The following is a 13,686-nucleotide window of genomic DNA, read 5'->3' on the forward strand; positions in this document are numbered from 1 at the left end:
AAATTCCCCCAAGTAGGTTTTATATTTCAGTGTCCTACTTGGGGGGAGCATATCATCATCTAGGCGACAGCCCCATGTTGTTAAACCTTCCACTTAAACGGCAGGAACTCTCCGGTTGTTATAAGATTAAAAGCTGTAAAATGCAGCCGGAGGCTACATCTATCCTTGCATCAGATTGTAAGGTCTAATATCAGAAATATCAACAATCTTACCTGATACCTTAAGCATATCCAAATCATACTGATTTTGAATGTTCAGCCAGAACTGCGGAGTTGTTCCAAAGTACATTGCAAATCTCATAGCAGTGTCGGCTGTAATTCCTCTCTTGCCACTTATGATATCACTGATTCTTGACTGAGGGATGTGTACCTCCTTGGCAAGTCTATATGCAGTTACTTTCATTGGTTCCAAGAACTCTTCTTGTAATACTTCTCCTGGTGATGTAGGTTCTAAATCCATCAAATAGGTCACCTCCTTAGTGATAATCACCGATTTCTTCAATGATTACGTTTCCTTTATTCCAATAGAAACAGATTCTATATTAGGTACATTCTTTCATCCATTTTGTCAATTACAATTATTACACCAAAGAGCAGGTCCCTAAGACCTGCTCCATTCGATCATTTATTCTGTTGTTCCTGAGGAGCACCCTGTCCACTAGAGACTCCGGAGCGGCCCTGTCCGTTGGGTATTCCCTGACCATCACGGTCACCGGTGACTCCTTGTTCACCGGAACCGCCGAAACCACCGGGTCTTCCCTGTCCTTCACGACCGCCTGGACCGCCGGGACCACCCATACCACCGCCCATCATATCAGCGGAACGTTCTCCGGCAGTGCCGGTCAATCCTTCTATAGTAACAGTTGCTTCCTGATCACCGGTCTTCACCGTGTAGGTCTCTCCAGCCTTAAGTTCCGGGCTTGAAAGCAGAAATACGGTGAATTCCTTCTGGGAGTCAGCATTGACATAGATGACCTTGCCTTCGCTGTCCGTAACCGTGATCTCAGTACCTGCCGCCTGTCTTTCCGAATAGTAAACTATGATCTGAGCCTGTGTTGATTCCCCGCTGAAGCTCTGGAACATGCCGCTGGAGCCTGTCAGTGAGAAGCTTCCGCCTGTAATAGTGGCTGTGCCGTTGTAATCGAGAGAAGCATTGCCATCCATGGAAGGACCGTCAACGTAGATCTCGCCTCCGGTGATGACCACATCGCCGTTTGAATCGATTCCGTCTCCTGCCGCAGTGATATAGACCGTACCGCCGTTAATGCTTATGGCCGCGCCTTCCGTCACATCGAACATGCCGCCTGAGGAGTCGGCGCCGCCGGCAGAATTTATGCCATCGTCGGAGGAAGAAACACTGATATTTCCGCCGTTTATCGTTACCTTCAGAGCCTCCAGTCCTTCATAGGATTCAACTATGTCCACATTTCCGCCATCAATCCTGACTTCATTTTCCGCGTGGATTCCATCGTCCTCAGCAGAGATCTGCAGTGTACCGTCGCTGATTATCACATCACCCTTGGAATGAAGCGCGTCCTCACCGGAAGTGATGCTGATGGTACCGGCCTGAATCTCCAGACTGTCCTTTCCGTTGATACCATGCTCTGTGGCTGTGATATCGAGAGTCACCGCCTCCGACACCATGAGAAGATCCTTTCCATGAATACCGTCAGAATAGCCGCCCCTGACAGTGAGTGCACCTGTTCCGATGATATAGAGATCTGACTTGCTGTAGATCGCGGCATCCGGAATCTCCTCCGTGGAGGTGCTGCCGGATGCTGCCTCACGCTTGTCCTCCACCAGATTTTCAGTTCCTGCCTCAGGCTCCAGGAAGAAATTTCCGGAAGTCTTTACATAAATCGGAGCTGTTTCACTGTTGCTAATGCTAAAACCGTCAAGTATCAGCTGAACATCATCCTTGTCTCCTGCCTCCACTAGGATCTGCCCCTCCGTAAGAGTTCCGCTCAGCCTGTAGGTTCCTGCCTTTGTTATGGTGATGGTGGTGCCGGAAACCTTCACACTGTCAGAGTTCTGACCGCTTACGTTGATATTTCCGTCATTCACTGTGATGGCTATCTCGCCGTTTGTCGACTTCGTTCCCGATGATGCCTTTGCTGCAGCTGTACTGTCAGACGATGATCCCTCATCTGAAGCTCCCGAAACATTGATACCACCCGTTTCCTGCTCCGATACTGTCCCGGAATTACTGCAGCCTGCCGCAAAAACAACTGTTCCCGCAACAGAAAGCGCCATCGCCATACCTTTAATACTTCTGATATATGCGTATTTAGAATTATTCTTTCTCATTTTTCCCTCATTTCTGTATGCAAACTGTTTCGGATCCACGAACCGATTCAGCATGCTTTCTCTGCCAATTATCTTCCGATGGTAATATCTTAACTGCAGACATCTCTATGACCGGCTCTTATGATCAAAGTGATTCTACCTTCTCCGAAATTCTTCCGCAGCTTATCTCGAGATTACCGTTTCTGGTTCTTAGGTCATCTATCATCTGCTTTTCGTTTTTCCTGTCCTTCAGAGTAATGTGATAAACCAGCTCATAAAGTGAGCCCATATTCACAGTCTTCACTCTCACAAGCTGAGCACCGTTTGAGTATGAAGCAAAAACATCATCAAATATATCTGCGTAATCGAGATTCTCAGGGATCGTCACCTTAAGCTCTCTTTCAAGCTCTCTTGCCTGTCCTATAGGAGCTGCCACTATAGCGATGGAAACCGCACCAACTATAAATGTCATCACCGCTGCCATCATGAGATACCCCATACCTGTTGCAAGTCCCACTGCCATGGCGAGGAAGATGGATGCGATCTCACGGCTGTTTCCCGGAAGCGATCTGAATCTCACAAGCGAAAAGGCTCCCATTACCGCAACTCCGGTTCCTACATTACCGTTTACCAGCATTATCACCGACTGCACTATAGCCGGAAGCAGTACCAGCGTCATGAGGAAATTCTTGCTGCTCCTGTTTCTGTAGCTGTGAAATGCCGCTATCACCGCGCCAAGCAACATGGAAACTCCGAGACATAAAACAAAAACTGCCGGTGTTGCTCCTGTATCGTAAATTATTGTATCTAACATGATTTTTCTCCTTCTATCTATGAAAAAATGTTGCGTTTTTCTCTCATAATTTATGGAAACGCTGCTAAAAATGTTTCCCGGTAGGATTTTCGCCACAAAGCAATAATTCTTTTGGGATAATCCGTGCCATCCGACCTCTCAGGCCATCGCTCTTCTCGGAAGCGCAAGCTCTCTCGATTCTTCCTCACTCTTTCTTCTGAGCTCCAGAGCATTCAGCTGTTTCATTGCTATGATCTTTGCTTCATATCCTGTCGCTTCCGCAAAGTGCTGCTTATAATATGTACCGTACTTTGAAAAAGAAACCATATTTATATTTAATTCTGCAAATGCCTCCGCCATCCAGACAGGCATCGCTCCCGGGATCTTCACCTCCATGAGAACCTGCGAATCTGAGATCAGATGCTCTCCCTGATCGCCGGATGTCAGTTCCAGATCCTTTTCTCTCGCTCTTATGGAATTGTCAAAAGTGACACGAAGCTCCGAATCCTCATTTCCATGTAACGCTACTCTGTCATAGGCTATAAATGCCTTTGGCTTAAGTCCGTAAAAATTCTTTGCGTAATCTATCTCCCTGAAGATCTGCCTCGTGGCGAAATCATTCTTTATTTCAGGAGTCTTACCCTCATACAGGTACCTTCTCGCCTCAGACATCTTCATGGCGATTCGTCTTTTATAAACGATTCCCTTATACTTCTTCTTAAGCTCGAGAAAAACCTCCTGATCGTCAGTGGGAACCCCATAGGATCTTAGTCTTAACTTTTCTTTGTACTTTGGCTTCTCTATGGAATTTCGTATCAACTGAAAATTGTCTGTATCAAAATATATGTTGCAGATCGTATAATCTGTGAACTTGTCAGGTGACATATGATCATCGAGTATCGGCTTAAGTCTTTCAAACTGTTCTCTCGTCAGCATGAATTTCTTTTCAATTCTTTCAAAAATCTGTAATGCCATTTCTTATTCTCCTCTCATATACCTAAGCCGGGATATCGTTTTTGCCCGATATCCCTTCGACTTAGTGCTTCCGGTCAAGTCTTTGGAAAAACTCAACTTTCTTAGGATGGATGTAGCATACAGTCTCAAACTGAAAAAAAACTGAAAAATCCTGTGGAAAATGTGTCCTTTATGTGAAAAGAAAGCCGGTTCGAAACTCAATCTGTCCGAACCGGCTTTCGTATGATGTCTCTCTATATAAAATGTAATCAGAATTCTACTGTTTCAGGCGCACTGGTAAATGAACTGAAGGTCGCCTTTGCGTTCTTGAAATAAAAAACCTCTGTGTTTGGATCTTCAGCCGAGTACATCTTCTGAAGAGACGGATATGCATCCAGCATTGACTTCTTCGCCTCGATCCTTTCATCCTCTACGAGTTCTCCTGCAACACGAAGCCATGTACCATCCTTAAATGCACACAGCTCCACCTTTGGATTCTTGTGGATCTGTCTGGAAACATCCTTCACCTTACCGGTCTGTATATAAAGCTTCCCTTCGAAGATATGTACTGTTCCGAAGGGTCTGACCCTTGGCTGGTCTCCATCCACTGTAGCAAGATAATATGTCTCTGCCTGCTTTAAAAACTGTTCTACTTTCTGCATGATTACCTCCTTATACTTTTATTTTACTTATATTCCCGAGCCTGTCCCGGGATGCCATACATTAATCAAGAAAGTGTCAATGCTTCTTTCCGGGGGATCTCATATGAAGGAAGATATGCTCCGCTTCCGTTCATCTTATAGTAGCCTCTGAAGATCTTATCTATGACCACCTTAGTTCCATCTGTATTGGCACCGATAATTATAACAAGAAAATGACTGTTTCCATACCTTGTTGTGATGTCAACATCTCTGATGTTCTGCCTTATGGACTGTTCCATATAGTACATCGATTTTTCCAGCTCTTCCTTATGATCCTTTTCGATACCTGCAGCATCAAGATTTATGGTTACAGCATCAAAGGGGTAAGCAAAGCTTTGCTCCTGCTCCGATAAAAAGTCAAAGAGCTTTGTGAAATTCCCGGATCCCCTCTCAGCATCACCGGAATCGACATCCTCTTTATCTGAACTGTAGCTGTTATTTTTACTCAGAAAGCTCTCCAATTCGCTTCTCATGATAGCCGATGAAATTCTGGCATTTTCTTCATCTGCGGCGGTATCGTCCTTCATGATCGAAGCCAGCTCTCCCTTGTCCCAGAGTTCTATGAAAACATCTACGAAATGCGGATCAAACTGATGTCCTTTTCCGGCAAGCAGCTCTTTTCTTATATGCTGTTCATCGCAGGCTTTTCTGTAAACTCTGTTGGAACTCATGGCATCAAAGGAATCCGCCACAGCAACTATCCTTGCCTCCTCGGATATCTGTATCCCCTTAAGTCCCCGTGGGTAGCCGCACCCGTCATATCTCTCATGATGACTTCGCGCCACATCCTCAGCTATAGCTATAGTCACCTTACCCTTCAGGATATCACCGCCCATGGTGGTGTGAGACTTAATGATATCGTACTCTACATCTGTAAGCCTCCTGGGATTATTTAAAATCGAATCCGGTACGCCTATTTTTCCGATATCATGCAATAAAGCCGAAAGCTTCAGTTCATTTATACGCTCCTTATCCCATTGAAGAGCCTCCGCTATCTTCACGGAATAATCACTAACTCTCGTGGAATGACCTCTGGTATAGGGATCCTTTGCATCTATAGCCTGAGCAAGAGCCTGAATGGTCTCGATGGATATCTGCTCTATCTTCCTGCTTCTTTCCTCTGCCACAGCGGTCTGCTTGGCAACCTCTTCAGACAGTTTGTTGGCATAATCGATCTCAAAAAGCGCCTTCCTGTGATACTGTATCATAGCCATGCCTGTGAAAAGAGAAAGGCAAATGTAAAGAAGAGGAAAACGTTCCATAAATCCATTTGTGTAATATGCCTTCACATGCTCTCTCAAAGGCGTATAAAAAACGATCACAAATACAAGTGAATAGTATGCAGAAAGAATTATACCGTTTTTTACACTTACGAAATAGCACATACCTATAGGTATCATGATGGCCCACAGCATGGCTGATCCATCTGCGGCACCGGTAATGATATACACTGTGATGACCACCATACAGAATATCGTCGGGATCTGTATGGCGAGCTCTCTGTCATAAAGCACCTTTGTGCAGAAAACGCAGCCTACCCCGGCTATCACAGTGACCATCGACGCTATAAACATAGCCGTGTCGCCAGTGAAATAATTTACCACTGCCAGGATCAATCCCAAAGCTGTAGAAACCGAACCTGCAAATGTAAGCGCCGTCAGATTTGATTTTAGACGGTCACCGACATAGATAGTCCTGTCCAGACTCTCCAAAACAGCTTTGACTTTACTTTTGAAATCGCCCCCCATATAACACCTGTATCCTTCCGAAATACCACATCCTTATTGAATAATTATACTAATTTCATAGGCAAAAAAATACCGGTTCATGAGCATTTTGTCATAAACCGGTACATTATAATCAGTTAAAAAGAGTATATAGCCGAATTACAGTCGGATCTTTGAATCCTTTGGAGCCGCTTCCTGCTTCTTCGCTTTAGCATCCTTTACGATCGCCTTTACATCTTTTGATTCTTTTGATTCTTTTACTTCTTTTGATTCCTTTATTTCCTTTGACGCTCTGGTCACAGTGGTTTCCTTTACTTCCTTTTGAGCCTTCTTCTCATCCTTTTTTTCGGTTTTCTCCTCTGCTATTTCAGCACTTACTGTAACTGTCTTTTCAGGCTCCAGCACCTTCGGAAGGAAATAGCTGATCTGCTTCATCCACCAGTCCCAGCTGTGTGAAACATCATAGCCCCAATAGTCGCACCATGCATTGATGCTCTTTGTTATGAAGATCCTTTCCAGATTCTTGAGGGCACGTACACCATCAAACTCCTGAGATCCCTGTCCGACGCAGAAGATCATCTTTCTCTGATTATAGAGCTTTATGTACTCATGATCCGGTGCCATATTTTCGAGAAAACGCTCCGGAGCATTCTCATAAAGATCATGATCTATATAGTTTCCGAAGAAATATCTCGCATCATAGATTCCCGACATGGCTATAAGTGCCTGGAATATATCAGGTCTTCTCAAAAAGACAACTGCCGCCTGATTGGCACCCATCTCTACTCCCGTGGCAATAGGCAGCTTTTTAGACTTGTTTATCTTTCTGATAAACGGAATAACATCCTCAACTATGTATCTGTAATAACTCTCCTGCCTTGCAGTTCTCCAGACATCTATTCCGTTCTCGCAGAGCCAGCTCTCATCATCAACTGAGCCTACGGTGAATAGCTGGATCTTTCCGGCCTCAAGCAGACTCTCGATACTGTCTACCATCCCGTTCTTTTCCCAATCATCAAATCTGGTACTCTTACTCGGAAACGCCAGAACCGGAACCCCCTTTGTTCCGTAAACAAGGACTGACATGTCTCTATCCAAATGCACACTGTGCCAAGTATACTTATCTCGATTCACTGATTGTACCTCCTGTCCCTCTATATTTTCACGATCGTTATTTCTATGTCAAAGTATTACAAAAATTATACCATGAATTACAGATTTCGTGCACTATATTTACTTCTGAAAAATATGTATAATGTTACTTGAGTGTCACAATTCCAGCATTCGTATGTGTTTCCATGCATGATCCCGGTATCGTGACCAAATCAATATTCGTCAGCTTTCGCAGTGCGAAATTTCATGGGCTGACGTCCCATCAGGAGGCTCTGATATGAATTTCATTTTTCTTTCTCCCAATTATCCGGATAATTATTGGAATTTTTGCGACCGTCTGAAAAAGAACGGTGTCAATGTCTTAGGCGTGGGTGATGCACCCTACGAAAATCTTCCGCAGGACCTGAGAGAAAGCATGACTGAATATTTCCGTATCGACAGTCTTCATGATTATGATCAGCTCTATCGCGCAGTAGCCTTTTTCTCCTATAAGTACGGAAAAATAGACTGGCTCGAATCCATGAATCCCTACTGGCTTTCCCAGGAAGCACGTCTCCGTACGGATTTCAACATAACGACAGGACTTAAACATTATCCTGCTGCAGCTTACGATGACGAGACTCTGGCTAAAAATCAGAATGCCGAGGGAATCATCTGCTCTTACGATGCAGTGAGCGACAGTCATGGAGAACCCTTATTTGAATCCATGACCGTATGGCCGGAGGACGAGCTCACAGAGAGCCGCGCCGATACCGGCATAGTATACTACACCTGCCCAACTATACCTGCAAAGCTCAAATCACTGGGCCGGAAGACTCTGAAGTCTCTCGATGCGAAATCCCGCTTCGTCCACTTCGTATTCAAACGCCTCACTAAGGATCAGGCCGACTTCGGTTCAGAGGGTGACTTCATCGCCATCGATACAGACCTTTGTCCTGCGGGCGGCTACATCCCTGATATGATGAACATCGCCCATTCTGTGGACGTATATAAGATATGGGCGGACATGATAACCACAGACAGACGTTATCTGGACGAGCGTCTTCAGACAGCTTCAGAACTCATGCATCACAGCTCTGAGAGCGACGAGAACTGCTTCTCCGTTCATGCGAGCCGAAAGGAAGGACCTGATTATGTTCATCCCGAAAGCCGCATCGCTGACAAGTATCACGACGTCATAGTCATTAGAAAGGAACTGCCTGAATCAGCATGGCAGCATATCGGAAGATATATCTACACGCTTCGTCTCCGCTCACAGCACGAGGTCGACACCTTCATCAGATTCCTTCATGAAACAAAAACAGAAGAAAAATAAAAAGCTTTATGCCGGATTCCTCGGGAATCCGGCATAAAACTTTTTTATAGAACTCTTATATCCGTCAGCGCCACCTGATCTCCTGTGATGGCTGCATAAACCTTTTTTCTGTGATCCTTTATTCTGGTGATATTCTTTATCTGTATTCCGAGATTTTCACTGGACAGCGTGATCCTGTCTCCCTTTTTCGTAAAGTACACATCATAAACGAGACCCTCCTTATTGCTCTTTTTCCAGTGATCCCATCCATCGAATTCCGCAGTCCTCTTTACGGAGAAAGCATTCTCTGCGTACTCATCCCTGTTATCATTTTCGCCGTTCAGCTTTATGAGGGCATATTCCCGGTATCCCTCTCCACGCACTTTTTTATCCTTTGAATAGTACAGAACAACATAAGGACATTCCCATACGAGACTTGCGGTAGGGAGGCTCATGGAATGGAATCTGAGCTCCAGACCATCCTTCACCTCAACTCCATCCGTTGCCGAAGATCTCGTCCTGTCTACCTGGATGTTCGGTATATCTGCCTCCATCCTGTCGATATAGCTTATCTCCTCTGAGATACGGGCTACATCCCCAGGCTCTATCCGACAGGCTGTATTCTCCAGCTCTATATCACAGATACGGCAGTTCTCTCCGGTAAGTCCGATAAAAGCCTTCATGGATTTATTCGGCAATGCCATAACAGCCTCGACTGTTTTTTCCGGTCCCTTCATGATCAGCCGGAGGTGATCCTCATACCTTCCGAATACTATTTCATATAAGTCTTCATCCCCGTTTTTATCCGGGTAAGATCCAAGTCTTCTTACCGTGATAACATCCGATGCCAACTTCTCCTCAGTCTTTACCCTGATTTCCATATTTCTGGCTGCCGTTGTTATACCATGACCGTCGAACCATATCTCACCGAATTCCATGTAGTGATTTGCTTCGATGGATTTAACATTATTATGTACATGTCCGTCGAAGGCGTCGAAAATGATGAGCGAAGGAGCACTGAAGGATACGGAATTCACATTATGCCTCCGGCACCTGAATCTGATAATGCTTTCGTTGTTCAGTATCGGTATACCGGTAGAGACATTGCTCCTGTACTCTTCGCATAATAATTCTTTCTCCAGATCCAGTTTACCTGAATCCTCCTTTGCTGCATTTTTAGAGTCTATCAGCTGAACCATAAGCTCCGTATAATGGGCATCGAACTGTGTGCCGGATCCCTTTATGAGCTCTTCCCGGACAACCTGTATGGGAAGCGGATCCCTGTATCGCCTTTTAGACACCATGGCGTCATAGGCTCTGGAAACCGCTATGATCCTTGATATCTCAGGGATATCTTCTCCGGACAGTCCGTCAGGATATCCTTTTCCGTCATATCTTTCGTAACTGTGGCGGGCGCTCTCACTGAGATATGGATACTCCTTTATACTTGAAAGTATCTCTCCGCTGAACACCGGCGTTTTCTTCACAAGCTTATACTCTGTATCACTAAGCCCCTCAGCCTTTCCGATGAGACTGTCAGGAAGCAGTATAAGACCTATATCATGTAGAAGCGCTGAATAGTAGACTCTGTCGCACTCATCTTCACTCTTGCCGCTTCGTTCAGCAAGTATCCTTGCGATATCAGCAATTCTCGAAGAATGTCCCTCTAAAAATGTATCCTTCCTTTCGATAGCGGATACAAATGCTTTGGCAGCCTCATCAAACAGTCTCTTCATACTCATCTTTTCCTTAAGAAGAGTATCCATCTCAAGCTTATGGGCTTCCGCCAGTCTTTCATTGGTATCCATAAGTGTAAAGATATAAATGATGATGATCTCTCCTACCATGGTCATATTGGTGAGGGACAGACCGTACCAGACTATCTGCAGTCCACCTGCCATAAGCGGAGTCAGCGAAAAGAGAAAAAGCGGAATAAGCACTCTTTTACTGAGCTTGTGGCAATACTTTATCAGCACCAAAAGCTGGGTGACTGCCATGATGACCGGAAGTATATAACTCATGATAAATCCCGGAGAACGTACATAATGATTGGTCTCATCAAAGGTATAGTAAAGACCTGTGAACTGCGAGACCACTATAAGTATCTCTGCAAGTAATGCACATTTGTCATTGAACAGAAGCATAAGCGGAAACTTATCGTCACAACCCTCATTTACACACAGGTCCTTGATATACTGATTTACATAATACACAACTGCAATAGTCATACTGTAAACCAGATAATTGCTGATCCTGGTCATAAATATGGCGAAGTCTGATAACTGTCCGCGATAGATATAAGCGAATCTGTCCGAAAAAAGAAGTACCATGGCCGAGAGCTCCATCCCTATCAGCACCCTTTTCCTTCGTTTGGTGAGAGCGCTGGATACATAGGAGAACAGAGCTGTCGTTCCGCAGATACTTCCCATCATGAGCATTATATTAAGTTGATGTGCTGCGATAAAATCTTTCATAAAAAACTCCAAAATGCGATTTTGAAACGTCAGCCTATTTTCTGATCAGGACCGGACACAACAGCAAATTCATCTTCGTATTCTTCAGACATTCGATCTTCAAATGAACTTATGTGATTTGCATTGTATCTTTCAAAAACCGCCTCTACTTCAGACAGAGCCTCCATGAACACCTCCACGCACTTCGGATCGAACTGGGTACCCGCACCTTCTTCCACCATTCTCAGAGCTTTTTCGATGGTAAAAGCCGGCTTATATACACGAGGTGAAGTCAGGGCATCGAAAACATCGGCAACAGCCATGATCCTTGCAGAAAGAGGGATCCCTTCACCGTGAAGCCCCTCAGGATATCCTTTGCCATCCCACCTTTCATGATGATAAGCCGCCATATTCCGTGCTTCCCTCAGATAGCTTTCGCCATGAACAGTACTGATGGCGGTTTCCATGATCTTTTTTCCAGCGATAGTATGAGTCTTCATGATCTCATACTCTTCATCAGTGAGTTTTCCGGGCTTGTTTAAAACTCTGTCGGTAATGCTTATCTTTCCCACATCATGCAGCGGAGCGCTTCGAACGACCTCAGATATAAATCTGGGCGTTATCTTCTCGGCATAGTAGCCTTTCCTTCTGAGTCCCTCTGCTATGATCTTTACATAGGCGGCAGTCTTTTGGATATGGGCTCCTGTATCGGAATCTCTGTTCTCCAGCATGTTGGCCATGGTGATGATGATTCCGTCCTGCATCTGTGCGGTTGACTCCGATAATCTCCGTACATTTCTCATCTGCTCAGCCTGATTGAGAGTCATCTGACACACGGCATGATACAGCTTTTCAACCTCATCACCTGTATGTATACCGAGCTTTCTTACCGTCATTACATTTTCATCGAGAGTCTCCTGATCATAACCGGCAGACGCAAAACGGTCTACACATCTCGCAAGACTGCTGATGGGATATTCTACATACATATCGGTCATCCAGGTAACGAAGACGATGATCAGAACAAAGAATCCTACGAGGATAAGTCCCATCTTATTTAAAAATCTCAGAAGGATCATCGCTACTGTAGTGAAGGATATCTCAGCCCCCACATAATATCCCGTATTTTCTCCTTTGTTCCTAAGTGGATAATAGATATTTAGGAACACTCCGGAATCATCTCTTGATTGTATCGGTTCTATCTCATTCCCCATAAGAAAATCATCATTATATGGCTTGAACTCTTCTTTTATGGGCACATAGCTTCCGGGCTCATGCTGCTCTGTTTCACTGTTTTTGTCGAGATCAAAAACAAAATAGGCTCCGCCCTCCATGACCTTTACTACCCTGAGCTTTTCCACGCCATAAGCATTGACACATACATGTCTGAGAATTTCCTCTGTTTCGGCATATCCGTCTGCGGCCCTACCCTTCGTGAGGTACTCTTCCAGACGGTCGGTATCCAGCACCTCAGCCACGATTTTCACTGTTCTTTGGGCTGTTTCTGTCCTTTCGGTCTTTGCTTCTTTAAAGAACAGATTCACACCTATGCTTCCGACGATAAAAAGAAGCGCAGTGGATAATCCTATAAGCACAAATGTCATCCTTGTTCTGGAAGACAGTCTGATATCCCTGCCCCAGTTCCGAAGATCCTTAAGCTCCTCCTCGGACAAAGGTCGCTGTCTCCAGACTCCGTCTCTGATGCTGCGCACTATATCATTTGGGATGGCTCTGATTATAAAGAGAGTTATGACAAGGGAAAGTCCCTTATCTATGATGTGCATGCTTATATTGGCGAAAGAAAGTGACATAACAGGCGAAATATCAAGTAGCAGCCTGAAATGATCCGCTATGCCGAGAATAGTGTAATTGGATATATTTCTATAAAGAAAAAGCTCTATGAGTGAGCCCATCAGACCGCATGAAAAGCCGGATACCAGAGAAAATATCACCATATCACCGACGCTTACCTTTTCATGCTTCTTTCGAAAATAAACGACGTATATTGCAGTGAGAACATTTATCAATGAGAAATACAGAGCATCATAACTGTAGAATTCACAGATCAGGTTCGTGAAGAACGCTGTCATGACCCCCGGAAATATCCCTCCTATCCAGGCGGTACACATGGTTCCTATAGTGTTAAGATAAAGTGGAAGCTTAAAATAGATAGCAAAGGCTGAGAGCATGATATTTATGCATACTCCCACAACTATAGACATTATCCGCATCCTTACTCCGCGTCTGTATCTTCCCGAATTCGATCTCATTCTGTTCACTCCGTTTGCAAAACGCCCCATTTTGTAAACCACTTTACCATAAGTATTTATGCGGTTCAATTCAATTTTTAGTATTGCATTTTTCCT

At 44.6% G+C, this 13,686-nt stretch carries 10 protein-coding genes; 1 reads left to right on the top strand and 9 read right to left on the bottom strand.

From position 1 onward, the window contains the following. Positions 1 to 159 precede the first annotated feature (159 nt). From BXO88_RS12880 to BXO88_RS12910, 7 genes are all read right to left on the bottom strand, one after another. Positions 160 to 459: a HigA family addiction module antitoxin gene (locus BXO88_RS12880; RefSeq protein ID WP_078038138.1), complete on the bottom strand. Its 300-nt coding sequence runs from the start codon at positions 457 to 459 to the stop codon at positions 160 to 162. A 161-nt stretch (positions 460 to 620) separates the two neighbouring features. Next, positions 621 to 2,306, bottom strand: a complete 1,686-nt coding sequence (locus BXO88_RS12885; RefSeq protein ID WP_168171706.1) for a carbohydrate-binding domain-containing protein — start codon at positions 2,304 to 2,306, stop codon at positions 621 to 623. 124 nt (positions 2,307 to 2,430) lie between these two features. Beyond that, positions 2,431 to 3,099, bottom strand: a complete 669-nt coding sequence (locus BXO88_RS12890) for a DUF4956 domain-containing protein (protein ID WP_078038140.1) — start codon at positions 3,097 to 3,099, stop codon at positions 2,431 to 2,433. 138 nt (positions 3,100 to 3,237) lie between these two features. After that, entirely contained in the window at positions 3,238 to 4,053 is an 816-nt protein-coding gene (locus BXO88_RS12895; RefSeq protein ID WP_078038141.1) for a polyphosphate polymerase domain-containing protein, read from the bottom strand. 248 nt (positions 4,054 to 4,301) lie between these two features. After that, positions 4,302 to 4,694 carry a pyridoxamine 5'-phosphate oxidase family protein gene (locus BXO88_RS12900; RefSeq protein ID WP_078038142.1) on the bottom strand — a complete coding sequence of 131 codons (393 nt, stop codon included), beginning with the start codon at positions 4,692 to 4,694 and terminating at the stop codon, positions 4,302 to 4,304. 65 nt (positions 4,695 to 4,759) lie between these two features. Beyond that, the gene (locus tag BXO88_RS12905; RefSeq protein ID WP_078038143.1) at positions 4,760 to 6,481 is read right to left on the bottom strand and encodes an HD-GYP domain-containing protein; all 1,722 of its coding nucleotides are present in this window, start codon (positions 6,479 to 6,481) and stop codon (positions 4,760 to 4,762) included. 138 nt (positions 6,482 to 6,619) lie between these two features. Next, a complete protein-coding gene (locus tag BXO88_RS12910; RefSeq protein WP_139355592.1) occupies positions 6,620 to 7,594 on the bottom strand; it encodes an esterase family protein in 975 nt (324 codons plus the stop codon). A gap of 256 nt (positions 7,595 to 7,850) precedes the next feature. Between BXO88_RS12910 and BXO88_RS12915 the strand changes: the two genes are divergently transcribed. Continuing rightward, a complete protein-coding gene (locus BXO88_RS12915; RefSeq protein WP_078038145.1) occupies positions 7,851 to 8,888 on the top strand; it encodes a hypothetical protein in 1,038 nt (345 codons plus the stop codon). Between the two features lie 44 nt (positions 8,889 to 8,932). Here BXO88_RS12915 and BXO88_RS12920 read toward each other — a convergent pair whose 3' ends face one another. Then, positions 8,933 to 11,341: an HD-GYP domain-containing protein gene (locus BXO88_RS12920; protein WP_078038146.1), complete on the bottom strand. Its 2,409-nt coding sequence runs from the start codon at positions 11,339 to 11,341 to the stop codon at positions 8,933 to 8,935. A 29-nt stretch (positions 11,342 to 11,370) separates the two neighbouring features. After that, complete coding sequence (locus BXO88_RS12925; protein ID WP_078038147.1) at positions 11,371 to 13,620, bottom strand: HD domain-containing phosphohydrolase; 2,250 nt, start codon at positions 13,618 to 13,620, stop codon at positions 11,371 to 11,373. Positions 13,621 to 13,686: the final 66 nt, after the last annotated feature.

Origin of the sequence: Oribacterium sp. C9 (genome assembly GCF_002007235.1) — a bacterium.
In the GTDB taxonomy this organism is placed as follows: Bacteria; Bacillota; Clostridia; order Lachnospirales; family Lachnospiraceae; genus Oribacterium.

What these genes read in the sequence shown, in the direction of transcription:
- BXO88_RS12880 (WP_078038138.1), bottom strand. Translation starts at nt 459, where the DNA reads ATGGATTTAGAACCTACATCACCAGGAGAAGTATTACAAGAAGAGTTC.
- BXO88_RS12885 (WP_168171706.1), bottom strand. Translation starts at nt 2,306, where the DNA reads ATGAGAAAGAATAATTCTAAATACGCATATATCAGAAGTATTAAAGGT.
- BXO88_RS12890 (WP_078038140.1), bottom strand. Translation starts at nt 3,099, where the DNA reads ATGTTAGATACAATAATTTACGATACAGGAGCAACACCGGCAGTTTTT.
- BXO88_RS12895 (WP_078038141.1), bottom strand. Translation starts at nt 4,053, where the DNA reads ATGGCATTACAGATTTTTGAAAGAATTGAAAAGAAATTCATGCTGACG.
- BXO88_RS12900 (WP_078038142.1), bottom strand. Translation starts at nt 4,694, where the DNA reads ATGCAGAAAGTAGAACAGTTTTTAAAGCAGGCAGAGACATATTATCTT.
- BXO88_RS12905 (WP_078038143.1), bottom strand. Translation starts at nt 6,481, where the DNA reads ATGGGGGGCGATTTCAAAAGTAAAGTCAAAGCTGTTTTGGAGAGTCTG.
- BXO88_RS12915 (WP_078038145.1), top strand. Translation starts at nt 7,851, where the DNA reads ATGAATTTCATTTTTCTTTCTCCCAATTATCCGGATAATTATTGGAAT.
- BXO88_RS12920 (WP_078038146.1), bottom strand. Translation starts at nt 11,341, where the DNA reads ATGAAAGATTTTATCGCAGCACATCAACTTAATATAATGCTCATGATG.
- BXO88_RS12925 (WP_078038147.1), bottom strand. Translation starts at nt 13,620, where the DNA reads ATGGGGCGTTTTGCAAACGGAGTGAACAGAATGAGATCGAATTCGGGA.